Genomic DNA, 22,519 nt, shown 5'->3' with positions numbered 1-22,519 from the left:
TGGGCGGCAGTGTACTGATCTACTCCGGATACCAGAAACGGGCCTTTTCTGAGCCCCGGTCTATTATGACGTGGGAGTTTGCAAAAACGCGATAGCTGTGGCTCCAATCGCCGTCCGGCCATTTGATTCGCACATTTGCCCGTTCGGCAACGCCGAGGCCAAAATGGACAAATCCGAGTTGTCCGGAGGCATGCCCCGCACCGACTTCTATGTCTTTGACGACGGTCCGGTTGCCCGTCTTAACGCTGATTTTTGCGCCAACGGCGCGGGTATTCGCCTTGCCGGGCTGGCGGACGTCAATTGAAAGCCAGTTGCCGAGCTGGCGCGGTTTTTCAGTAGATCCCGCCCCGGTATTGCGGAACAGGCTGACCGGCGCGGACCGGTTCACCACCACAAGGTCCAGAAGACCGTCGGAGTTAAAGTCCGCAAGACCTGCCCCCCGGCCACGCCGGTCGAGCGCGATACCAGAGGCCTCTCCAGTCTCCGAGAACGTGCCACTCCACTGGCCCAGCAAGAGGTTATCCGGATCAAACGCGGCAAAGTCGGGCATGGCCTCGACATTGCCTTTTGCGATGAAGAGATCCCAAAGCCCGTCATTGTTGACGTCCTGAAACTCAGAATGCCAGCCGGTGGACGGCTTCAGATCATCTCCGGTGTAGGGGCGATGCGCCGTTATGCCGAGATCGAATGCGATATCCTGGTAGACGGGCACGGTCTCATCCGCCTCGTCATCCAGTTGCTGAAGCTTGGTATCGCCCATGCTGGTCAGCGCATATTCCGGGAAACCATCAACATTGAGATCGATCGAGGCGATGCCCATCCCCCAGATTTTAAGGTGTTGCCAGCCATCCGTCTTGCGGTATGGGCGTGGCGGCCGGCCCGGCGGAACAGCCCAGAGCTGCTCCTGGCCTCCGCGATAGTAATGCCGGTCATTGGAGACGCGTAGGGACGGCTCGCCTGAGCGGTTCCAATCTGTGAAAAGGATCGAGAGGCTGCAATATCCGGGCGACAGCCGAGTCGGCTCCGGGTAGCTGACGCTGTCGTCCGCAGATACTTCGGGCCGGAACAGGAAGTTGTCGTGGCATGTCCCCCAGGGCGAGCCGGGAGCCGAGCGATCGACATAGTTCCCAAAGGCAAGGGTCGGATAGGCGTTGCCGTCCTCAAAGGTTGCGGAAAAGGCTGTTGTCCATTCCCGTCCGCCGTCGAAGCCGAGCGCGCGATTGGCAACGTCGAATGTGCAGTTGCCCTTACCTTTCAAGATTAGGTTTTCACCCAGTCTCAAGAGAACCACATCAAGGATGTCATCGTTATCGACATCAAGTGGGTAGGCGCCGAGCACCTTGGAGAGCTGGTTGTAGTTTGGGCCATAGTCCGAAACCGTTTCGAAATTGAGTTTGCCGCCCTTGAGGCTTTGGTTCCGGTAAAGCTTGGCCGGGTTTTTGCCACCCGCCAGAAACATGTCGGGACGGCGATCGCCGTTGCAGTCAAAAATCGCAACCCCGCCGCCAACGAAATACTCCCATGCCCCGTCGTAGGTGTGCGTAATGCCAGCATTCGCGGCTTCTTCGACAAAGGAGGGGATCGGGGCGAGCGAGGCCTGACCGTTTGCCAAGGCCGCGCTTGTCAGACCCGTACAAACGCCAGCTATGCAGACTAGCAGTCTGGACCGTCTAAAAATCATCGAGTGATCTCCAGACTGCGCAGGAAGGCGATGATGGATTGGCGGCCACCTTCGTCGAGACTGGCATAAGCTTTGCGGCTGTCGGAGGCGTCCCCGCCATGGGCAAGGATCACCTCGTTCAAGGTCGTCAGGTCACCGCGATGTCCATAGGGGGCCGTACTTCCGATCCCCCAGAGTTCCGCCGTGATGAAGACATCCCGTGCCACGAACCGCTGCGCCAAGAGCTCGTTGCCGAGTGTGTCATTGGCCGGGTCAGCGATCTTGTGGCGTTTCAGGTCACCAAAGAGCGGGACCAAGACGCGGCTGCTGTCATCCCGCGGCAAGGTTTTCACCCACTCCAGTGTTGCCAGATCGAGGGCGAGCGGCTGGTTCACATCGCTTTGACGCAAGGTGCCTGCTGTGTCGAATGGACCCGGATCTTGAAAGACAAGACTGTCGAGTGGCAGGGCCGGGACATGGCAGGAGGTGCAGCCGATCTCGTCAAAGATCAACTCACCGCGCGCAGCGGCTTTTTCCCAGATTTCCGGCAACTCCTGTTTTCTGCCAGGCGGTGGCAGGGTTGCCTGCCAGGCAACAAGGGCAGAGATTTGTCCATCGCTGAATTCGTGCGCGAACCCGTCCGCATCAAAATCATCGGTCCCGGTCCAGCGGGCACCGAATCGCTCATCGGCCTGAATGCCGTGATGATCATTCATCGCGTTGACGGTAAACTGGCGCAGCGATGCAAAAACGCCCTTTTGACCGAATGGCCGAAGAGTCAGATCGTCGTCAATTCCGTCCAATTCAGACACATCGAGAGTTCCGTCCGGATGTGCGGTGAGACGCCCAAACGAAATCCCCTTGGTCTCTAGATCCGTGGTTGCAGTGGAGCCGGTCGCCCTGGCGTCTTGGAGGACCGCGCGGCGCTGGGCGCGCAGATCCGTCGTCATTTCCCGGGCGAGCAACTCGATCAGGCCCGCGCCCTGCAAGGCGTTGGTGTTGCGCTCATTCGAAAACTGCGGGTCGATCGTGTCGAAGTCCGCACTTTCAAATCCTTCGGAAACGAAGACATTGACGGCAAAGGACCCTGCACCGCCCATGACCGGTTCATTATGGCAGGACGCGCAAGCATTGGCGTCCGGACCAGCCAGCCGCTGGAAAGTGAGATGAGACTGCCGCCGGACTTTCGTTGGCACGATGGCACCGGTGGCATCCGGCCGGCCGGCTCCGTCAAGGCTTGTGAATTTCGCCTCGAAAAGGGCTTCGCCTAGCCGCTGCAGCACGGAAATTGGATCTTTTCCGGACTGCGCCAGGGCGTTGAGATCGACATCCTCGATGATAGTCCGCTCACTCCACGGGGGCAGCGTTTCATCAGCGAGCCCGTGTGCGGGGAAAGCCGCCAGAGCCGCAAGGCCGATCATGAGAGAGCTGCGCCGGGTCATGAGGCTTCCCGCCTCGGCGCTTTCACCTGCGCTCCCAAGAAATCCATATCGAGCCGTTCCATCGATTGGGCCACCAGACCTGTCCTGATGAAGTCTTCGTTCCAAGGCATCACATCAAGTGTGAAGTTGTTGCGCAAGTCCTCGACAAGTGCATCTTTCAAGCCCTCCCACACGCCTTTTTCCATAAACGTGTAGGCCCGCATCGCAGCGCCGGTCAGCACGATGCGTTTCGGGTCGATCAGCGCGATCACTCTGGCGAGCCCGTATCCGAGAACGCGTCCGGCCTTATGAAATGCCTTGCGGGCGTTTTCATCACCCGCGTCCGCGGTTTCAATCAGTTTTTCAAGACCTTCGACGCCCGCTTTAATATCTGCCGGGTCTGTATCTTCAGGCAGCTGTGATGCGGACCGTACCAGCGCATAATCGGAAAGATAGGCCTCCAGGCACCCTTTCTTGCCGCACCGGCACAAAGCGCCGTCCGGAATGTGATTGGCATGTCCGAACTCCGCAGCTGTGCCGCTGGCACCGGAAAAGAGATGATTGTCGAGATAAAGACCCATACCAACGCCATAATCGAGCATGATCACCGTGAAAGTCCCGCTGTACCGCTCCGGATCCGACCAGTGCAGGGCCTCGGTGATCATGTTGGTATCGTTGGAAATATAGCAGTCTGCACCAAAGGCCTGATGCAAGGGGGCAACCACTGGGATCTTGCGGCCCGAAAACGCCGGGCTCCAGGCGACCAGGCCAACTTCGGTTTCCACAACACCTTGCGCTGCCACACCAATTTCCTGAACTTGCGCCTCCGAGATGCCAGCATCTGCAATGAATTGGCGGATGGCAGAAATCAGGACCGGAGGAAAACTGTCTGCATCGGCGGTGGCGCTGTCGTACTGTGTTCTCAAACTCGATGCGATCGTACCGGCAAAATCAACAAGCGACAGATCCATCGTGTTCACGGAGAGGCGAATGCAAACCGTGTAGGCAGCTTCTGGATTGAGCCGCAAAAGCGTTCGCGGACGTCCGCGGGCCTGATGGGATTTCGGCTCATCGCTCTCCACGCTGATGATCAATTTCTGATCAAGCAGATCGGAGGTGATTGCCGTCACGGTGGCTGGACTCAGCCGTGTGATTTTACCCAGATCAATCCGGGCGGTTGGACCATTCCGCCGAAGTGCCTGTAGAACAATGCTTCTATTCTGCCGCCGGATCTGATCCCGGTCCGCCTTGCGTGTCATGACGTTTGCGCTCGCTCCCAAATCATTTTCTTACGCCGCGTTTTCCGGGCTTTTTGGCAATTTTTTCTTCGAAGCCCTCCCTTCGAAGTCAAAGTTTCGCAAAACCATGTTGACAGGAGCCGCGCTTTAGAGCAACTTTTTTTCGGGGTCCAAAAAAAATAACAATAAGGCTGTCCCATTTTTTACCGGATCCGGTCCGGCCACAAACAAACGTGTTTCAGGTGCTGCGCTCCGACATCACGCGGCACCAATGGGAGGAATGATAACGATGCGCAAGTTCACCACATTGCTGGCGGGCGCCCTTGTGTCCGCAACTGCTCTGACCGCTGCCCACGCTGAAGACATCGTGGTCGGTGTCAGCTGGTCCAACTTCCAGGAAGAGCGCTGGAAAACCGATGAAGCCGCAATCAAGTCGGCTCTGGACGCTGCCGGCGCGAAATACATCTCCGCCGACGCCCAGAGCTCGTCTGCCAAGCAGCTGTCCGACGTTGAAGCATTGATAGCGCAGGGCGCAAACGCTTTAATCATCCTCGCCCAGGACGCGCAGGCAATCGGCCCGGCTGTTCAAGCGGCAGCGGACGAAGGCATTCCGGTTGTTGGATACGACCGTTTGATCGAGGACCCTCGGGCATTTTACCTGACCTTCGACAACGTTGAAGTCGGCCGTATGCAGGGCGCTGCTGTTCTGGCTGTGCAGCCGAAGGGCAACTACGTCATGATCAAAGGCTCCCCGACCGATCCGAACGCAGACTTCCTGCGCGGTGGTCAGCAGGAAGTTCTTCAGGCTGCTATCGACAGTGGGGACATCAAGATTGTTGGTGAAGCCTACACCGATGGCTGGTTGCCGGCGAATGCTCAGCGCAACATGGAGCAGATCCTGACCGCCAACGACAACAACGTTGATGCTGTGGTCGCTTCCAATGATGGGACTGCCGGCGGTGCAGTTGCTGCTTTGACCGCACAAGGCATGGAAGGCACCCCGGTTTCCGGTCAGGATGGCGATCATGCTGCCCTGAACCGCGTTGCGCGCGGTACGCAGACCGTGTCTGTCTGGAAAGATGCGCGGGATCTTGGCAAGGCAGCCGGTGAAATCGCAGTTGCGCTCGCCAACGGCGGTGAGATGTCGTCAGTGGACGGCGCAAGCAGCTGGACTTCACCAGGCGGCACCGAGCTGACCGCGAAGTTCCTGGCTCCGATGCCGATCACCAAGGACAACCTGACTGCAGTTGTTGATGCCGGCTGGATCTCAAAGGACGATCTCTGCCAGGGCGTCGAAAACGGCCCGGCTCCTTGTAACTAATAAAAACAACAAAAAGGTCCGGGCACTGTGCCCGGACCGCATGATCGGGGCGCCGGAATGGGTCAGTCCCTATGGGCTGGCCACCCGGCTTTTGAAAAAGCAAATGGTCTCCAAGCAGGAGTAACCGCAATGTCCGATACGGCACTGTCCGGCTCGAAGAGCCAGACGGCACGAAACTTCTTTACCGCGTTGCAGCTGGATACGCGCCTTTTGGGTATGATTGGCGCGTTCATTGTCCTGTGCCTGGTGTTCAATGTGTTCACCGAAGGCCGGTTCCTGACCCCGCGCAACATCTTCAACCTGACGATCCAGACCGTATCCGTTGCGATCATGGCAACAGGCATGGTCTTCGTCATCGTCACACGCCACATCGATTTGTCGGTCGGCTCGGTCCTCGCCACCGTGGCGGCCGTGATGGCAGTGGTCCAGACGGATATCCTGCCGCAATTCATGGGGCTCGGACACCCGGTAATCTGGGTGCTGGCCATCCTTTGCGGTGTTGTCGCCGGTGTGATTATCGGCGGTTTCCAGGGCTGGATGATCGGCTATCTTGGAATCCCGGCCTTTATCGTTACCCTTGGCGGGCTGCTGGTCTGGCGGAATGTTGCCTGGTTCATCACCTCCGGTCAGACAATCGGACCGCTCGACGACACCTTCACGATGATTGGTGGTATCGGCGGCACGATGGGGGAAACCGGGTCCTGGATCTTCGGCATATTGGCCGTCGCTGCCGCTCTTTGGCTTCAGATCGCTTCCCGCCGCCGCAAGTCCTCGCATGGGTTCCCGGTCAAACCGGTCTGGGCGGAAGTCACCATGGGCGTAATCACGACCGCTGCAATTCTCGGGTTCGTCGCGATCCTGAACGCCTACGACATCCCGAAAGCCCGCTTGCGCCGTATGTTCGAGGCATCTGGTGAGACGCTGCCGGAAGGCCTGACGATGGGCTATGGCATTCCGTATTCCGTCGTCCTTCTCATTATTGTGGCGGTGGTCATGACTGTAGTTGCGCGCCGCACGCGTCTGGGCCGCTACATCTTCGCAACCGGTGGCAATCCGGACGCGGCGGAACTCTCCGGCATCAACACACGGTTCCTCACGGTCAAGGTGTTTGCCATTATGGGCGGCCTCAGTGCTCTTGCCGCAGCCGTGGCCGCGGCCCGCCTCGGGTTCTCCACCAACGATATCGGCACGCTTGACGAACTTCGCGTCATTGCAGCCGCGGTTATCGGCGGTACGGCTCTGGCCGGTGGTGTTGGGACGATCTACGGCGCAATTCTCGGTGCCCTGATCATGCAGTCACTGCAATCGGGCATGGCGATGGTTGGTGTCGATGCCCCGCTCCAGAATATTGTTGTCGGTACGGTGCTTGTGCTCGCCGTTCTGGTCGACATCATCTACCGCAAGCGCACGGGAGAGTAACAATGACCGCCCCTCTCGTAGAAATGAAAGACATGTGCATCTCCTTTGGTGGGGTGCGCGCAGTGGACCATGTCTCCGTCGATCTTTTTCCCGGCGAAGTGGTTGGTCTTCTGGGTCACAACGGTGCCGGCAAATCGACGCTGATCAAGATCCTGTCCGGGGCCTACAAGGCCGACAGCGGTGAGATCCGCATCAATGGCAATGAAGTGCATATTCATTCGCCACGTGATGCGCGGGCCCAGAACATTGAGACCATCTACCAGACGCTTGCGCTGGCAGACAATCTCGATGCAGCGTCGAACCTGTTCCTCGGCCGGGAGTTGACCTCGCCGCTCGGGTTTGTCGACGACGATGCCATGGAGGCGGAAACCCGCAAGATCATGGGCCGGCTCAACCCGAACTTTAAAAAGTTCCACGCGCCGGTGAAAGCCTTGTCCGGTGGGCAGCGTCAGTCCGTTGCAATTGCCCGCGCCGTTTACTTCAACGCCAAGATCCTGATTATGGATGAGCCGACGGCGGCGCTTGGGGTGCATGAAACCCAGATGGTGGCCGAGCTCATTCAGGAGCTGAAGAAGCAGGGCCTCGGTATCTTCCTGATCAGCCACGACATCCACGATGTCTTCCAGCTATGTGACCGGATTGCCGTCATGAAGAACGGCCAGCTGGTCGGAACGGCAAAGACTGGCGATGTCACCGATGATGATGTCCTCGGCATGATCATCTTGGGCAAGTGCCCTCCGGGCGCGACACCTGGACCGGGCGCAATTGTTGACGACACGGTAGTCGGATAGACTTTTTGGCCCGCGCGATGGCGCGGGTCATCCCTCGAATTGACCGCAATCATTGTCTGGGTCAATTCGGACGATTTGCCAATGCCGAGCCTCAAGGTTGAGGCTTCGGCATTCTTTTGAAACCTAAATGAGGAACGCACCTCATGTTTATTGGCCTTGATATTGGTACCAGTTCGGTCAAAGCGATTTTGCTGGATGAGAACCAAGGACTTGTGGCCTCCGCAACGGCAGAGCTGACGGTTGAGCGTCCGCACCCGGGCTGGTCCGAACAGGATCCGGAGAGCTGGTGGACCGCCTGCGAAACGGTCCTCGACAGTTTGAAGCAGCAAGTGCCTTCAAAGATGGCCGCTGTGAGAGGCATCGGATTGTCAGGTCACATGCATGGGGCGACACTGCTGGACGCAGATGGCAAGCCATTGAGGCCTTGCATCTTGTGGAATGATGGCCGGTCCGCAAATCAATGCGCGGATCTTGAATCGGCAGAACCGAAGTTCCTGAGCCTTGGCGGCAATCGGGTGATGCCCGGTTTCACAGCGCCTAAGTTGCAGTGGGTGCGTGAGAACGAGCCTGAGGTCTTCGCAAAGACGGACATGGTTCTGCTGCCCAAGGACTATGTGCGTTTTAAACTCACCGGGGTCTATGCCGGGGACATGTCCGACAGCGCCGGAACGCTCTGGATGGATGTGGCAAAGCGCGACTGGAGCGATGAGCTTTTGGCGGCCACAGGTTTGACCCGCCAGAACATGCCGCACCTCGTGGAGGGGTCGGACGTCTCAGGCGAAGTGTTATCGGATTTGTGTGCCCGCTGGGGATTTGAAAAGGCTCCGGTTGTTGCCGGCGGCGGTGGCGACAACGCCGCATCCGCCTGCGGGGTCGGGGCGGTGGAGCCGGGATCCGGGTTTGTCTCGCTTGGCACGTCGGGAGTGCTCTTTGTCACCAATGATCGCTTCTCTCCGAATGTGGAAAATGCTGTCCATGCCTTTTGTCATGCCGTGCCAAACACCTGGCACCAGATGGGCGTGATCCTGTCGGCGACCGACAGTCTCAACTGGCTGGCAAGCCGGCTGAAGAAGGCGCCAGGGGAGTTGACGGCTGCGCTTGGGAGCGCGGCTGGGCCGTCAGATGTTTCTTTCCTGCCGTATCTCGGAGGCGAGCGGACGCCCCACAATGACGTAGCGATCCGGGCCGGATTCGCCGGGATTTCCCATGAGACGGGCGATACTGAGCTGACCCATGCCGTTCTGGATGGGGTGGCCTTCGCGTTGAAAGACTGCCTTGGTGCGTTGACCGCTGCCGGCACGAACGTTGACCGTTTGTTGGCTGTTGGCGGCGGGTCCAGATCTGAGGTCTGGCTGGAGATCATTGCCAGCCTTTTGGAAGTGCCAATCGACGTGCCTGTCGACGGCGATTTCGGGGCCTCTCTTGGAGCTGCCCGCCTGGGTCAGGCTGCTGCCCTGGGTTCCACGGAAGGTGTCTTCGGCAAGCCCGCCCTTCGAACAACCATTGATCCCAACCCAACCCTTATTCCCGCTTACGCCGATGCTTATCAGCGCTGGCAAAATCTGTATCCGGCTTTCAAGCAGGCTGGTTTTTAAGGAGATATGTTCATGAGCACAGGATTTTTTGGCGATCTGCAGCCGATCCAATTCGTCGGCCCGGAAAGCCGCGATCCGCTGACCTACCGCCACTACAACAAGGACGAAGTCGTCTTTGGAAAACGGATGGAAGATCACCTGCGGCTGGCCGTATGTTACTGGCACAATTTCTGCTGGCCGGGCTCTGATCCTTTTGGCGGCGAGACCTTCAACCGAACCTGGATGGCAGCAGGCGGGGATCCGATGGGACAGGCAAAGCTCAAAGCCGATGTGGCCTTTGAGATGTTCCAGATCCTCGGAATGCCGTTTTTCACCTTCCATGACCGCGATATTGCACCGGAAGGCAAAACGCTGGCGGAAAGCAATGCCAACGTGAATGCAATTGCCGACATCTTTGAAAAGAAGATGGCGGAGACCGGCGTGAAACTTCTTTGGGGAACAGCCAACATGTTCTCCAACCGCCGTTACATGTCCGGGGCTGCGACCAATCCGAACCCGGATGTCTTTGCTTATGCGGCAGCCCAGGTCAAAAACGCCATGGATGTCACCCAACGCCTGGGCGGCGCCAACTATGTTCTGTGGGGCGGGCGCGAGGGGTATGAAACCTTGCTGAATACTAACATCAAACAGGAACTGGACCAGCTCGGCCGCTTCCTCAACATGGTGGTCGAATACAAGCACAAGATCGGTTTCAAGGGCGCGATTCTGATCGAACCCAAACCGCAGGAACCGTCCAAGCATCAGTATGACTATGATGTTGCAACCGTTTACGGCTTTCTGAAAGCTTACGGCCTTGAAAACGAGGTCAAGATGAACATCGAACAGGGTCACGCAATCCTTGCTGGCCATTCGTTCGAGCACGAGCTGCATATGGCCCGCTCACTGGGGATTTTCGGGTCGGTTGACATGAACCGGAACGATTACCAGTGCGGTTGGGACACCGATCATTTCGGCATGAATGTGCCCGAGTTGGCGCTGGCCTATTATGAGATCCTGATGGCGGGCGGCTTCACGACCGGCGGTACAAATTTTGACGCCAAGTTGCGGCGCCAATCCCTCGATCCGGTGGATCTGATCCAGGCACATGTGGGCTCTGCGGACGCGATCGCGCGCGGTCTTAAGGCGGCAGCGGCCATGATCGAAGATGGCCGTATGAAAGGCTTTGTCGAGGACCGCTATGCGGGGTGGAAAAAGCTGGAGAACCAGGAAGTTCTTAAGGGCGGCAGTTCTCTTGAAGCGCTTGCCGAACGGGTACATGCACAGGATCTTGAGCCGCAACCTGTGTCCGGCAAACAGGAATATCTGGAGAGCCTTGCGAACCTTTTTGTCTGATTTTCCAGACGACGTTTGCTGTCCCGGCCTTGGGCCGGGACCAAAACCATAGCGGCCCCGACTCAAGGCCGGGGAAGCGTTCAGGGAAGGAGAGTCACACTTTCTTCCGGTCGCGTTTGCAGCGCTCGGAACAGTATTTGACCTCATCCCAGTCCCGCGCCCATTTCTTGCGCCAGGCAAACGGCCGTCCGCAGGCCGCGCAGATTTTCTGCGACAGATCGGCTTTGCGGCGCATTTTCATGTAGCGTCTCCGAAAAGATCGGCCTGATCCGGATTGGCAGCGGCTTTCCGGGTGCGGCGGCGGGGTTTTTCCTGCCCGCGCATGGGGATCCCGCTCTTGCGGCTGCCGTGCTTGGTCTGGATCCCGGAGGCTTCCGATCGAAACGCTTGTCCCTTGCGCACGGCCCAGACCTTGTCCCGTGCCTCTTTAGCTGCCGACAGGTAATCGACAACGGGAAACGGGTAGGTTTTTCCGAGAACCTTTCCGGCGTTCTCCGCTTTCCAGGGTTCATTGATAAGGGCCGGATCGATGTCTTTGAGTTCCGGGACCCAGCGTTTGACGAAAATACCGTCCGGATCCTGATCCTTGCCTTGTTTGACCGGATTGTAGATCCGAATTGTGTTGATCCCGGTGGTGCCGGATTGCATCTGGATCTGCGACCAGTGAATGCCTGGCTCATAATCGGTGAAGAGGCGGGCCAGATGCAGGCCGGGTTGGCGCCAGTCGAGCCATAGGTGATAGCTCGCAACCGCTGTCAGCATGGCCCGCATCCGGAAGTTCATCCAACCGGTCGCGGTCAGTGCGCGCATGCAGGCATCGACAAATGGTAGTCCGGTCTCACCGCGTTGCCAGGCTTGAAGCCGCTCCGCATCGGGCGTTGAAGGCCGCAAGCCGTCATAGGCGCGATGCAGGTTTTCAAATTCGAGGCGCGGCTCGTCCTCAAGCTTCTGCATGAAATGGCAGTGCCAGTGCAGGCGGCCTGAAAAGGAACGCATTGCCCCCTGCCATGTGCTGCGGCCCTTGAAATCCGACCGCTTCAACTCAGCTTGCCGCGCCCATGTGGCCTGCGCCACTTCCCGCATCGAGATTGTTCCGAAAGTGAGGTAAGGCGACATGCGTGAGCAGGCTTCAAATGCCTTCACCGGTGTGGCCATGGCTGCACGGTAGGGTTTCCCGCGGGTGAACAAGAAGCTTTCCAGAGTTTCCAGAGCTGCCACGCGACCCCCGATCTGCCGATCCGGGCAGGGATCCGCGGCAAGTCCGAGGTCAGCAGCTTTGGGCAGTGGACCTGAAGTCAAGCCGGACAAGGGTCTGAGTGCGGGCGGGTCAATCGGCTGCTCTGCCATAAATCGATCCCATTGCCCGGCCCAGCCATTGCGCGAATTCAACCGCCGGATGACACCTGTCTGGCGGCACTCCGTCCAGGGGACAGAATTGGCCCGGCACCAGGCAGCAACCGCCTTATCCCGTTGATACGTCCAGCCGTTGCCGGTTTCTTCGTGGGACCAGAGACCGGCGATGCGATAACGCTCCGAAATGTACGTCAACACATCCGTCACCGAGCCAGTCCGGAGCAGCAAGGGCTTACCAAGGCGGGAGAGTTCCTGGTCCAGGTCCTGAAGACACTCAGACAAAAACGCGTAATGGCGGGCCGACATGTCCGGTTGATCCCACAGGTCCGGTTCAATCACGTAAAGCGGCAGAACGGGGCCTTGCAGGCTGGCACGTTTCAGCGGTTCGTGATCGAAAACACGCAGATCTTTCTTAAACCAGACGATGTGGATTGGCTCTGACACGGGCACCCAGGTGATTTGTTACTGGAGATATACGTGGCAACAGAATGCTGGATTTGTAGCGCTAGCCTAAAGACTGTCGTTCAGGTGACGGACCTCCGGATCGACAAGGGCGTGCAGCCTGTGTGCCGTATGCTGGGCAAAACGCAAAGTGACGGCCTTTCGAGTTGCCGCAGCAACCTTGTGTTCGGGCGCATCGCGCAAGATCTCTGCACCGAACCCGTCCGATACGATCAGGCCGGCTTCCTCAGGAAAGATGTCCAGCGGGACATCCGGGTGCGTTGCGAAAAAGAACCGGTCACAGTGTTGACGATAGTCCGGCCATTTATGGTCGGTTCGGAAATCGGCCACCGACGATTTCACTTCGATAATCCAAAGTTCATGTTTAGGTCCAAGCGCCAACAGATCTGCACGGCGTGCTGAGGCCAGCGTGACTTCCGCTGCGCAGGCAAACTTGCGTTGCCGCATCAGCCGGGCCGCGCCGCGCCATACCTTCAGTGCTGTTTCCGATTGCCGGCCGTCCGCGAGCGGATCATCGAGCTCTATCCGGCTGCCTTCTGAACGGATATCGGTTTTCATTCCACTTTTGTTCCATTTATGTTCGAAAAATGCAAGCAGCTGAATCGCAGAAGTTGACGTGGCAAACGAAAACTGTCTCCATCACACTTGCAAAGGGAGCTGCGCGGACGGAGGAACAGCTCTTAAGGAGGGGAAGTGGTTATGAACCGTTGGGTTATCGCTGCGTGTTTTTGTGCTGCTGCAGCTGTGGCAGCCGCGCCAGCCATGGCTGGCAAGGGCGATCTCAAAAGGTCTGTTCCACGCTCTGCACCGTTGCTCAAGGGCAAGACCCTGGACCTGAGATTTGCAGATTTTGCGCAAGGCATCTGGGTGCGCGATCTGAGCAATTGTCCTGCACCCCGGATCGACCGCAATGACCCCGGCGCCGCCATTGCGATTTATCGCGGGCTTTTGGAAACGCCGAGCCGCATCTGTCAGGTTTATGGGGCTGAAAAGGACAAGCAATTCACCCAGCGGGCCGCGATCAATTGCCTTTTGAATGATGGCGGCGAAGCGATCGAGTTGGTGACCGTACAGCCGCGCGGCACCAATGGCCTCATCGTGCAGGAGGGCGAGCGGGCTCCGGTGCATTTCCGGTTCTGTGAAGCCATTCAACCCGTCCTGCAATCTGCACAGTCCAGCGACAACTGATCGTCCAGTTTCGAAGTCGAGCCACTTAGATTTCTGGTCCGGCCCAAACATTGGACCGCGCGGCTTTCTTTGGAGTGTGCGATTCTGAAATGTGCGCCGTCAGAGGGTCCAGTGTGACCAGCGCATCATACTGGCTGAGGAACACCTGGCCTGTTAGATGATTGAGCAAATCCGTCCGTTTCAGCCGGTCCATCACAGGCCCCTTGACCTCAGACAGATGAAAGGAAACGCCGGAATCGGACAGCCGGTGATTGATTTCTTCCAGACTTTCGAGAGCGCTGGCATCAATTTCATTCACCGCCGGGCACATCAGCACGACGTGCTCGATATTCGGCCGGTCCGCGACAAGAGCGTAGATCTTGTCTTCCAGGAACCGGCTGTTGGCAAAGAACAGGCTTTCATCGACCCGCAATGTCAGGACCCGTTCTCCGGTCACGACCTTGTGCCGATCGATATTACGAAAGTGCTCCGTGCCGGGCACCACGCCAACGATAGCCATATGCGGCCGGCTGTTGCGGTAAAGATAGAGCGCGATGGAAAGACCGACCCCGGCGACAACGCCCTGTTCCACGCCGAAAAACAGCGTGATGAGGATGGTTGCCGCCATCGCGGTGAAATCGCTTTTCGAATAGGCGAATGTCCGCTTTACGGCACCGAAATCGACCAAGGAAAGCACGGCAACAATGATCGTTGCAGCCAGAGTCGCCTGAGGCAGGTGGGTTAAAAGCGGGGTCAGGAAGAGCGTGGCGAGTGCGATGCCGACCGCGGTATAGGCACCGGCGGCCGGTGTGGCTGCGCCCGCATCGAAATTGACCACAGACCGCGCAAATCCGCCGGTGACCGGATAGCCGCCGGAGAGCGCTGAGGCGATGTTCGATGTCCCAAGACCAATGAGTTCCTGATCTGGTTCGATCCTCTGGCGTTTTTTGGCCGCGAGGGTTTGTGCGACGGACACGGATTCCACAAAGCCGATCACGGATATCAAAAGCGCGGGCCCCGCAAGAGCCAGCCATAGTTCGCTTTCGAAACTTGGCAATTGCGGCATGGGCAGGCCGGATGGGATATCGCCGACGATCCGAACACCCTTGTCGCCAAGTGAGAACACTGCCGAGGCAAGTGTTGTCACAGCGACCGCCGCGACGGGGCCGGCCTTGGTCAGGATATCGGCGAGAAACGGTTTGAAACCGACGCCGAGCAGCAGTCTTTTCAATCCCTTGCGCACCCAGAACAGGAACGCTGTCGCGCCAGCGCCAATGGAAAGTGTGATCCAGTTGACCTCATCCAGATGCCCGGCGATCGAAAGCAGGATCTCGTAGAGGGTGTGACCGTGGGCGGGAACGCCCAGGATATGTTTCAACTGGCTGGAGGCAATCAAAAGCCCTGATGCAGTGATGAAACCAGAGATCACCGGGTGGCTCAAGAGGTTTGCCAGAAACCCGAGCCGGAACAGCCCCATAACAACCAGCATCAAGCCGGAGATGAACGCAAGGGCAATCGCAGCGCCGAGATATTCGGGGGTCCCTTGAGCCGCGAATTGTCCAACGGCCGACGCTGTCATCAGGGAAACAACTGCAACGGGGCCAACGGCGAGTGCCCGGCTGGTGCCGAATACGGCATAGGCCACCAGCGGCGCGATCGATGCATAAAGTCCGACTTCCGGCGGCAGTCCTGCCAGCAAGGCGTAGGCAAGCGATTGTGGAATGAGCATGATGGTGACAATGACCGCAGCGACCAGATCGCTGGTTGCTGTCGTCTTGTCGTAGGTTTTGCCCCATTCAAGGATGGGGAAGTAACGCTTCAATCCGCTCATGTTCTGCCTGATGGTATCAAGAACTCTGGCGTGGTCATGCCACATCGCCGGGAAGACTGCATAAAGAAATCGAGCCGGTTTCCCGGCTCGAAAGAGAGTTAGGTGCAAGCCTCTGTGGAAGGCTCTTTTGGTTAGGCTGCCGTGACTTTTTCCGGTCTGGCCATCCACTCCTTGCCGCGCAGCATGGCGCGCCAATAAATCGGAGGGAGAATCCGTTCCTTCAAAAGCCACGCGGTCCGCGTTGGCTTGGTCCCGTCCACCAGCCAACGCGGGAAGCTCGGCAACAGCGTTCCGCCATAGCCGAATTCTGCAAGAACAATCTTTCCGCGCTCAACGGTGAGCGGACAGGAGCCATAGCCGTCGTATTGCGCCGTTGCGCTGTGACCTTTGATGTCCGAGATAATGTTTTCCGCTACCACCGGTGCCTGCTTGCGCGCTGCTGCTGCGGTCTTCGCATTGGGCGCGTTCATCACATCGCCAAGCGACCAGATGTTGTCATAGGTCTTGTGGCGCAAGGTCGCCTGATCCACGTCGACCCAGCCGGCAGCATCGGCCAGCGGCGAGACGCGAACAAAGTCCGGTGCCGTCTGCGGTGGCGTTACATGGATCATGTCGAATTCAACATCGACCTGCAGCGGATCCGTCCCAGGTTCTTTGATCTCAAACCGGGCTTTCCTGGCGGGGCCATCGATCGAGATCAGATTGTGGAAGAAATTTAGGGTCGCATCGTAGCGCTCTACATAGTCCATGAGGGCGGGGACATAGTCTTTCACGCCAAAGAGGACTCCGCCGGCATTCATGAACTGGATGTCGATGTTGTCGATGCGCCTTGATTTGGTCCAGTGGTCCCCCGAAAGGTACATCGCCTTTTGAGGGGCGCCCGCACACTTGATCGGCATTGGCGGCTGGGTGAACACGGCCCGGCCTGACGTCATCTCCTGCACCAGTTTCCAGGTGTAGGGCGCAAGGTCATACCGGTAGTTGGATGTCACGCCGTTTTTGCCGAGCGTGTCGACGAGACCTTCAATGCCGTGCCAATCCAGTTTCAACCCCGGGCAGACCACAAGCCGGTCGTATTTCACCACGCGGCAACCATCCAGAATGACCGCATTGTCCTTCGGCTCAAATGCGGCCACGGCAGATTTCAGCCAGTGAACGCCTGCGGGGATCAGCGAAGCCATGGTTTTAGCCGTGTCGGAGGCATCAAAAATGCCGCCACCGACCATGGTCCAGCCCGGCTGGTAGTAATGCACATCGGCCGGGTCGATCACGGCGATATCGAGATCATCGTCCCGGGACAGCAGGCTGGACGCAACCGATATCCCTGCAGCTCCTCCGCCGACGATGACGACATCAAAACGGGCATCTTCCGCAGTTTCCGTCGGTGTCCGCCCGCCATTTGCGATCCGGCGGACAACACCTGCCATGTCGTAACCAGCGGCTTTGGTTTTTGTCAGAATACCGGCGACCGGCAAGGTATTTGCCTGAGACAGAGACCAAAGCGTTGCCGAGCGGGTCCCGGTCCGGCAGTAGGCAAGAACCGGTTTCGGCAGCAAGGCCAGATGCTCGCCAAAGGCATCGGCATCTTCATCCTGCACCTTGCCGGCCGTAATCGGCTGGTACCGGACTTCAAGGCCGAATTTCTTGGCCGCAGCCTCGATTTCCTCAAATGTCGGCTGGTCGGCGGCTTCTCCATCCGGCCGGTTACAGATGATTGACCGGAACCCTTGCTGTGCAATGTCCGGCACGTCCTCCGGCATGATCTGCGGGCAAACCGAAATCTGCTTGTCGATGGATGCCACCTGCATGGCTGCCGCCTCCCGTTTCTTGTCAATCAGAGCCCGTTAACCGGCACTTTCAGGAATGTTTTTCCGCTCTCATCAGCGGGCGGCAATTTTCCGGCGCGCATGTTCACTTGAAGGGACGGAATGATGAGCTTTGGCATATCCAGCTGGGCATCACGCTCGGTCCGGAAACGGACGAACTCTTCCCGTGTCTTGCCGCCGCCGACGTGAATGTTGTGCGCTTTTTCATCGCCTACCGTGGTTTCCCAGGCGATGTCTCGGCCGTTCGGGCCGTAATCGTGGCACATGAACAGGCGCATATCGTCCGGAAGGGCGAGAACCTTCTGGATGGAATCATAGAGTGTACCGGCGTCCCCGCCCGGAAAGTCTGCGCGCGCAGATCCGCCATCCGGCATGAACAAGGTGTCGCCCGCAAACGCCGCATCGCCCATGACATGCACCATGCAGGCCGGTGTGTGGCCGGGTGTATACATGGCAAAGGCGGTCATTTCGCCGATCTGATACGTGTCGCCATCCTTGAACAGGCGATCGAACTGGCTGCCGTCGCGTTGGAACTCGGTGCCTTCATTGAACACCTTGCCAAAGGTCTCCTGAATAACGGTGATCTGTTCACCGATGCCAAGCTTTCCGCCGAGTTTTTCCTGAATGTACGGCGCGCCGGACAGGTGATCGGCATGAACATGCGTTTCAATCAGCCACTCAAGATCCAGGTCATTGTCCTGAATGTAGGTGATGATTTCATCGGCATGATCGTACGTGATACGGCCGGCCGCGTAGTCGATGTCCATCACACTGTCGACGACCGCGCAGGCATTTGAAGCCGGATCCTTGACCACGTAGCTGATCGTGTTTGTGGCTGGGTCAAAAAAGGCTTTGACCTCCGGAATGATGGCCATATCGACCGGATAGTTCGAGGAACTCATTGTGTGTCTCCCGTTGTCTGGCTTTGCCAGTTCTATTCTCAGGCTTGGGCCGGACTGGGGCGTGACCCCAGTGTTGTGATCCAGCGTGCCACCAAAATCCCTGCGACAATCGCCGCACCAGTCAGCAAGGGGCCGCTCAATCCGAGGCCGAGGACCGGAACCAGTCCACCGGGGCAGAAGCCGCTCATGCCCCAACCTATGCCGAAGATAGCCGATCCGCCGATCAGTTTCATATCCAGATCTGTTTTTGTCGGCAGAGAAAACTCAGCGGCGAGGACCGGAGACTTCATGCGGAAAGCAAGGCGATATCCAATTGCGGCAACCGTCAGGGCACCGCCCATGACGAAGGCAAGACTTGGGTCCCAGGTCCCTGCGACATCGAAGAAGTTCAGAACCTTGGCCGGATTGCCCATCCCGGAAATCAAAATGCCTGTCCCGAAAACAAGGCCAATCGCGAATGCTGAAAGAAGCCGGATCATGATTAGCCTCCAAACACGTGACGGATGAGGAAAACTGTGACACCGCCGGTTGCCATGAACGTCATGGTCGCAACGATAGAGCGGGCGGACAGGCGGGACATCCCGCAAACGCCATGTCCGCTGGTGCAGCCCGAGCCGAGCGTGGTCCCGACACCGGTTAAGAACCCTCCGGCAAGCAAAAGCGCAGGCGAAGATGGGATGCTGATTTCTGGCAGTTGCCCGGTAGCGCCAAGCAGGACCAGTGGGCTGGCGACCATGCCGGCGATAAAGGCTGCGCGCCACGCCCAGTCTGAATTGATGTTCAGGCTCAGCAGCCCGCCGACAATGCCATTGATCCCGGCAATGCGGCCATGAACAGCCATAAGGGCGACGGCGGCAAGTCCGATCAGCAGGCCGCCTGAGAAGCTGAGTATGGGTGTGAATTCGGTCATGGGAATCCTCATTACGTTATTTTCGAATATATGAATATAAGACAAAAGATGCAAGCGGGGAATTAAGTGACTGCCCAGAGTTTCCTTAGGGAAAGCGCGTGCTGGCCAAAGGGCGGAAAATCCGGCATGGTCAGATGAATTCTGAGCGTCGGAGGGGCTATGAAAACGCAAAACTTGTTGGCTGTATTGGTGTTTTCCACGTTCGCGTGTCTACAATCGTTGCAAGCCTATGCAGATGAGGATGCCTACAAACTGCCGTTGAAACTTTTCGGAAAAGACGAAATTGTCGGTGGAATTTCTCCGTGTCATTTGTCGTTCTGGCAGCAGAACCGTGACCCTGAGACAGACGATTACGCGTATCTGTTCCATGCCAATCAGGAGAGCGATGGTTTTACGGGACCGGGTTTGGTGGAGATCGGGGACAAGTTCTACAGCGTAAACGAGCTCGTCTATGGCGGCGAACCCATCGAAGGCCATGGCACTCAATATCTGTTCGCAAGCGATGACCGGGATATAAAAGTCCAGATCGAACTTCTCGAAGTCACGTTCCGAAATGACGCCTTTTATTTCGACAAAGCCAAGGTCACTGTCATCCAGAAGGGCAAACTGCCATTCACGGCGAACGCCAAAGGGGTCAGCGGTTGCCCGAAAACCGCATTGCAACCACAGACGGCCTTAGCCAGCCCGGACTTGCCTGCAGGTATTCCGATTGGTTACGAGCGATACTTGGCAGATATGTCCGAAATCCCGGCTGTTTTGCGCCAGCAAATGCGCGATTACGCGAGCGATGCCTGCGACATCGATGGCCAGTTTGCCTGGTCGGGCGCGCGTTATGTGATCAACGATTATTATCTGATGTGGCAAATCCCTTGCTTTCAAGGTGCCTATCAGGGTTCCGGTGTCTTTGCAGTAACTCAGAACCCGCCGCAAGACTGGGGTGAGTTATTGACCTTGCCCAATCCTCCGGGGTTGGAGGGCAACCAGAACTTTTCAGCCATGAATGCCAAGGTGTTGGGATCGTCCGGACACATTGAAACCACAGCATTCGGCCGCGGCGCGGGCGATTGCGGCGTCTATCAGGTATTTCGCCTGATCGATGGTCCAGGCGAAGTCCTTGAGCTGGAACTTCTCGAGTATCGCGAGAAGATCGATTGTGACGGGAATGCGCCTGAACCCAACACCTGGCCTTTGGCCTACCGGGCGCAATAACTCAGTCTGCAGCCGGAGTTGAAAGGCCGGGAGGTTCAGGCAGGCGCGCCAGCACAACATGGGTGAGGTTCGCGCGCTGCCGGGTCTCGGCACCTGGTATGAGACGGGCCGGATTGACTTCAACACCGGGAAGTTCTCGGTCCATTTTGGGACCGGAGAACTCACCCATGGGTCTCAGAATATCCTCGTGGACGACGCTGCCAAGATAAAGTGGTTCCAGCGTCCCGCCTTCGAGGACTTCATACCGGCTTGGCCATAAACGCATGACCCAGCGTCCGCCCTCTGCGCCATCGCCATCGGCATCGTTGCGGATCAGGATCAGGTCCGGTTGGCGCCCATTCTGGCTGCGCGGCAGGATCGGGAGAGAATCCGGTGGGGTTTCCCCTTCCACAAAGCCGCCTGCGGTCGACAGTGACCACTTTGGCGGATGCACCCAGCCGTCTTTCGCAGCAATGTCAGCAAAAGCTTCAAGTGGACCGGCGTATTGAATGACAAGCGGTTCCTCGGTTTCCCCGTCAATTCCGATGCGATTTGCAGGGAGGCTCTGCCATGTCCCGTCTCTCCAGTCACTCGCCTGCAGGATCTCTTTGTGGACCTGCGGCGCGTAAGTGACCAGCCCAGCATCGAAGGACCTGGCGACATGCCAGCCACCAAACCCGGCAAGCATGCCGCACACGATCGCCGTGAGGGTCAAGCGGCCGATTTTCTCGTTGTGGATCGGGCCGAACACGAAGGCGAAGGCGGACACGATGGCCGTGCCGAACAACAACCCGGCCAACACATCCGACATCCAGTGTGCACCAAGATAGATCCGTGAGAACCCGATGGTGATGACATAGGCGACAGTGACTGTGAAAATACCTGCCTTCACCCAGCGGCTGCGGTCATGGGCAATCAGGACTGCGCAGATACCGAACAGGACGGTGTTAAGCGTGGCATGGCCGCTCGGGAAGCTGAAGGAATCGGCCCCGGTATAAAGCTCCATGGGCCGGGAGCGGTGCAGCATCAATTTCAGCACAGGCACAAAAATGGCCGTGCCGGCAATCGCGATGACAAAGCCGATGCCGCGGCGCCAAGCCTTTCGGAATAACAGATAGGATGCCACAGCGATTGCAATCGCGGTCACCACGATGCCATCTCCAAGCGTGGTCATGAAGACCATGATCTTGTCACCGACCGGCGTTCTGAGGCTGTCAAATAGGTTCAGGATGGCAAGGTCCGCGCGAACCATCGGTTCGTTTGGAGCGACCTCACCAACCAGCCAGAAGAAAGCCGGCATCGTGATGAGGATAAGCACTGTCGAGGCCAGCATTCCTGCTGAGCGGGGGTGAGCCGGATCGAAGTTGTGTCCAATCCATTGAGAGATGCGGTCAGGCCGCCGGGCGAACCAGTGTGCGATGGCCGAGTGCGCGTTAGGAAAAAGGGGCAGAATAATGAGGATCAACCATCGGCCCAGCATGACCGCCAGGAAGATCACGAGCAGCAGAGCGCCCAGAACCAGTGCAAGGCGGCCGCTGATCTGACCGATCGCATGAAGTGCTGACCCGGCAATGACGCCCGGCGCAATGTGCGCCACGCTCCACGCGATTGCGGAGGTGAAGTTGACCACCGAGAACCGGGTGAAATTCATACCGGCCATGCCGGCAATGCCCGGAACCACGGATTTCACACCTGGAACGAAGCGGCCGATAAAGACGCTTTTGCCGCCGTGTTGTTTGAAGAATTCCTCGCCGCTTTCGACCACACTGCGGTACTTGTTCAGCGGCCACATGCTTTTGATCTTGTCTTTGAAGGCCCAGCCGATCCAATAGGAGATCGCATCTCCTGCGGTTGCGCCAAGCGTCGTCCAGACGAGCAGCGGCATCAAATCGAGTTTTCCCAGGCCGACCAGGGTGCCCGCGCCCACCAAAACAACAGTGGTTGGAACAAACAATCCAATCAGGAACAAGGCTTCGCCCATGGCTGCCAAAAAGCAGATCAACCCGGCAAGCGACGGGTTCTCGGCGATGAAATGCAGGATGGGATCAAGGAAGTCTGTCACGGAAATCCGGCGGTCTCTAAGAAGGAACTGGCACTGTTATA

19 protein-coding genes are annotated in these 22,519 nt (G+C 58.0%); 7 read left to right on the top strand and 12 right to left on the bottom strand.

What is annotated here, in order from left to right:
* Positions 1-19: 19 nt before the first annotated feature.
* The 3 genes from SADFL11_RS16540 to SADFL11_RS16530 are packed head-to-tail and all read right to left on the bottom strand — an operon-like array spanning position 20 to position 4,340.
* On the bottom strand, positions 20-1,681 hold the full coding sequence (locus SADFL11_RS16540; RefSeq protein WP_040451256.1) for a CRTAC1 family protein: 1,662 nt from the start codon (positions 1,679-1,681) through the stop codon (positions 20-22).
* The gene (locus SADFL11_RS16535) at positions 1,678-3,102 is read right to left on the bottom strand and encodes a di-heme oxidoredictase family protein (protein ID WP_008196604.1); all 1,425 of its coding nucleotides are present in this window, start codon (positions 3,100-3,102) and stop codon (positions 1,678-1,680) included. Before SADFL11_RS16535 ends, SADFL11_RS16540 begins: the two co-directional genes overlap by 4 nt.
* Entirely contained in the window at positions 3,099-4,340 is a 1,242-nt protein-coding gene (locus SADFL11_RS16530; RefSeq protein WP_040451258.1) for an ROK family protein, read from the bottom strand. The genes SADFL11_RS16535 and SADFL11_RS16530 overlap by 4 nt, the downstream gene beginning before the upstream one ends.
* A 268-nt stretch (positions 4,341-4,608) precedes the next feature.
* Here SADFL11_RS16530 and xylF point away from each other — a divergent pair, with 268 nt between their 5' ends.
* From xylF to xylA, 5 genes are all read left to right on the top strand, one after another.
* Positions 4,609-5,640, top strand: a complete 1,032-nt coding sequence (xylF, locus tag SADFL11_RS16525; protein WP_008192572.1) for a D-xylose ABC transporter substrate-binding protein — start codon at positions 4,609-4,611, stop codon at positions 5,638-5,640.
* A 129-nt stretch (positions 5,641-5,769) separates the two neighbouring features.
* Positions 5,770-7,059 (top strand): sugar ABC transporter permease, encoded by a 1,290-nt coding sequence (locus SADFL11_RS16520; protein ID WP_040452711.1) that lies wholly within the window; start codon positions 5,770-5,772, stop codon positions 7,057-7,059.
* Between the two features lie 23 nt (positions 7,060-7,082).
* Complete coding sequence (locus SADFL11_RS16515; RefSeq protein WP_008197073.1) at positions 7,083-7,850, top strand: ATP-binding cassette domain-containing protein; 768 nt, start codon at positions 7,083-7,085, stop codon at positions 7,848-7,850.
* Positions 7,851-7,993: 143 nt separating this feature from the next.
* On the top strand, positions 7,994-9,445 hold the full coding sequence (gene xylB, locus SADFL11_RS16510; RefSeq protein WP_008195461.1) for a xylulokinase: 1,452 nt from the start codon (positions 7,994-7,996) through the stop codon (positions 9,443-9,445).
* 12 nt (positions 9,446-9,457) lie between these two features.
* Positions 9,458-10,777 (top strand): xylose isomerase, encoded by a 1,320-nt coding sequence (xylA, locus tag SADFL11_RS16505; protein ID WP_040452712.1) that lies wholly within the window; start codon positions 9,458-9,460, stop codon positions 10,775-10,777.
* A 94-nt stretch (positions 10,778-10,871) separates the two neighbouring features.
* On the opposite strand, the gene SADFL11_RS16500 is transcribed toward xylA, so the two are convergent.
* From SADFL11_RS16500 to SADFL11_RS16490, 3 genes are all read right to left on the bottom strand, one after another.
* Positions 10,872-11,018, bottom strand: a complete 147-nt coding sequence (locus SADFL11_RS16500) for a DUF2256 domain-containing protein (protein WP_008193559.1) — start codon at positions 11,016-11,018, stop codon at positions 10,872-10,874.
* Positions 11,015-12,574, bottom strand: coding sequence for an FAD-binding domain-containing protein (locus tag SADFL11_RS16495; protein WP_008191002.1), 1,560 nt, complete (start codon positions 12,572-12,574; stop codon positions 11,015-11,017). The genes SADFL11_RS16500 and SADFL11_RS16495 overlap by 4 nt, the downstream gene beginning before the upstream one ends.
* Positions 12,575-12,640: 66 nt before the next feature.
* The gene (locus SADFL11_RS16490) at positions 12,641-13,150 is read right to left on the bottom strand and encodes an MmcB family DNA repair protein (RefSeq protein WP_008195810.1); all 510 of its coding nucleotides are present in this window, start codon (positions 13,148-13,150) and stop codon (positions 12,641-12,643) included.
* Between the two features lie 141 nt (positions 13,151-13,291).
* Here SADFL11_RS16490 and SADFL11_RS16485 point away from each other — a divergent pair, with 141 nt between their 5' ends.
* Entirely contained in the window at positions 13,292-13,780 is a 489-nt protein-coding gene (locus SADFL11_RS16485; RefSeq protein WP_040451260.1) for a hypothetical protein, read from the top strand.
* A gap of 25 nt (positions 13,781-13,805) precedes the next feature.
* Here SADFL11_RS16485 and SADFL11_RS16480 read toward each other — a convergent pair whose 3' ends face one another.
* The 5 genes from SADFL11_RS16480 to SADFL11_RS16460 form a co-directional block, all read right to left on the bottom strand.
* Entirely contained in the window at positions 13,806-15,590 is a 1,785-nt protein-coding gene (locus SADFL11_RS16480) for a SulP family inorganic anion transporter (protein WP_008190753.1), read from the bottom strand.
* 131 nt (positions 15,591-15,721) lie between these two features.
* Positions 15,722-17,398 carry a bifunctional protein tyrosine phosphatase family protein/NAD(P)/FAD-dependent oxidoreductase gene (locus SADFL11_RS16475; RefSeq protein WP_040451262.1) on the bottom strand — a complete coding sequence of 559 codons (1,677 nt, stop codon included), beginning with the start codon at positions 17,396-17,398 and terminating at the stop codon, positions 15,722-15,724.
* Between the two features lie 26 nt (positions 17,399-17,424).
* Positions 17,425-18,318, bottom strand: coding sequence for an MBL fold metallo-hydrolase (locus SADFL11_RS16470; RefSeq protein ID WP_050776021.1), 894 nt, complete (start codon positions 18,316-18,318; stop codon positions 17,425-17,427).
* A 38-nt stretch (positions 18,319-18,356) separates the two neighbouring features.
* Positions 18,357-18,797: a DUF6691 family protein gene (locus SADFL11_RS16465; RefSeq protein WP_008195179.1), complete on the bottom strand. Its 441-nt coding sequence runs from the start codon at positions 18,795-18,797 to the stop codon at positions 18,357-18,359.
* 2 nt (positions 18,798-18,799) lie between these two features.
* The gene (locus tag SADFL11_RS16460) at positions 18,800-19,228 is read right to left on the bottom strand and encodes a YeeE/YedE family protein (protein ID WP_134853062.1); all 429 of its coding nucleotides are present in this window, start codon (positions 19,226-19,228) and stop codon (positions 18,800-18,802) included.
* A 159-nt stretch (positions 19,229-19,387) separates the two neighbouring features.
* On the opposite strand from SADFL11_RS16460, the gene SADFL11_RS16455 reads away from it, so the two are divergent.
* Positions 19,388-20,437, top strand: a complete 1,050-nt coding sequence (locus SADFL11_RS16455) for a DUF1176 domain-containing protein (protein WP_040451264.1) — start codon at positions 19,388-19,390, stop codon at positions 20,435-20,437.
* Position 20,438: 1 nt separating this feature from the next.
* On the opposite strand, the gene SADFL11_RS16450 is transcribed toward SADFL11_RS16455, so the two are convergent.
* Entirely contained in the window at positions 20,439-22,478 is a 2,040-nt protein-coding gene (locus SADFL11_RS16450) for a bifunctional DedA family/phosphatase PAP2 family protein (protein ID WP_008191102.1), read from the bottom strand.
* Between the last annotated feature and the right edge of the window lie 41 nt (positions 22,479-22,519).

Origin of the sequence: Roseibium alexandrii DFL-11, assembly GCF_000158095.2 — a bacterium.
GTDB lineage: Bacteria > Pseudomonadota > Alphaproteobacteria > Rhizobiales > Stappiaceae > Roseibium > Roseibium alexandrii.
Note: the sequence above shows the minus strand (reverse complement) of the source record. Positions and strands in the feature narration are given on the sequence as shown.

Coding starts and splice junctions, on each gene's coding strand:
- xylA (WP_040452712.1), top strand. CDS start 9,458: ATGAGCACAGGATTTTTTGGCGATCTGCAGCCGATCCAATTCGTCGGC.
- SADFL11_RS16460 (WP_134853062.1), bottom strand. CDS start 19,228: ATGACCGAATTCACACCCATACTCAGCTTCTCAGGCGGCCTGCTGATC.
- SADFL11_RS16520 (WP_040452711.1), top strand. CDS start 5,770: ATGTCCGATACGGCACTGTCCGGCTCGAAGAGCCAGACGGCACGAAAC.
- SADFL11_RS16470 (WP_050776021.1), bottom strand. CDS start 18,318: ATGAGTTCCTCGAACTATCCGGTCGATATGGCCATCATTCCGGAGGTC.
- SADFL11_RS16515 (WP_008197073.1), top strand. CDS start 7,083: ATGAAAGACATGTGCATCTCCTTTGGTGGGGTGCGCGCAGTGGACCAT.
- SADFL11_RS16535 (WP_008196604.1), bottom strand. CDS start 3,102: ATGACCCGGCGCAGCTCTCTCATGATCGGCCTTGCGGCTCTGGCGGCT.
- SADFL11_RS16530 (WP_040451258.1), bottom strand. CDS start 4,340: ATGACACGCAAGGCGGACCGGGATCAGATCCGGCGGCAGAATAGAAGC.
- SADFL11_RS16540 (WP_040451256.1), bottom strand. CDS start 1,681: ATGATTTTTAGACGGTCCAGACTGCTAGTCTGCATAGCTGGCGTTTGT.
- xylF (WP_008192572.1), top strand. CDS start 4,609: ATGCGCAAGTTCACCACATTGCTGGCGGGCGCCCTTGTGTCCGCAACT.
- SADFL11_RS16500 (WP_008193559.1), bottom strand. CDS start 11,018: ATGAAAATGCGCCGCAAAGCCGATCTGTCGCAGAAAATCTGCGCGGCC.
- SADFL11_RS16455 (WP_040451264.1), top strand. CDS start 19,388: ATGAAAACGCAAAACTTGTTGGCTGTATTGGTGTTTTCCACGTTCGCG.
- SADFL11_RS16485 (WP_040451260.1), top strand. CDS start 13,292: ATGAACCGTTGGGTTATCGCTGCGTGTTTTTGTGCTGCTGCAGCTGTG.
- xylB (WP_008195461.1), top strand. CDS start 7,994: ATGTTTATTGGCCTTGATATTGGTACCAGTTCGGTCAAAGCGATTTTG.
- SADFL11_RS16465 (WP_008195179.1), bottom strand. CDS start 18,797: ATGATCCGGCTTCTTTCAGCATTCGCGATTGGCCTTGTTTTCGGGACA.
- SADFL11_RS16490 (WP_008195810.1), bottom strand. CDS start 13,150: ATGAAAACCGATATCCGTTCAGAAGGCAGCCGGATAGAGCTCGATGAT.
- SADFL11_RS16475 (WP_040451262.1), bottom strand. CDS start 17,398: ATGCAGGTGGCATCCATCGACAAGCAGATTTCGGTTTGCCCGCAGATC.
- SADFL11_RS16480 (WP_008190753.1), bottom strand. CDS start 15,590: ATGAGCGGATTGAAGCGTTACTTCCCCATCCTTGAATGGGGCAAAACC.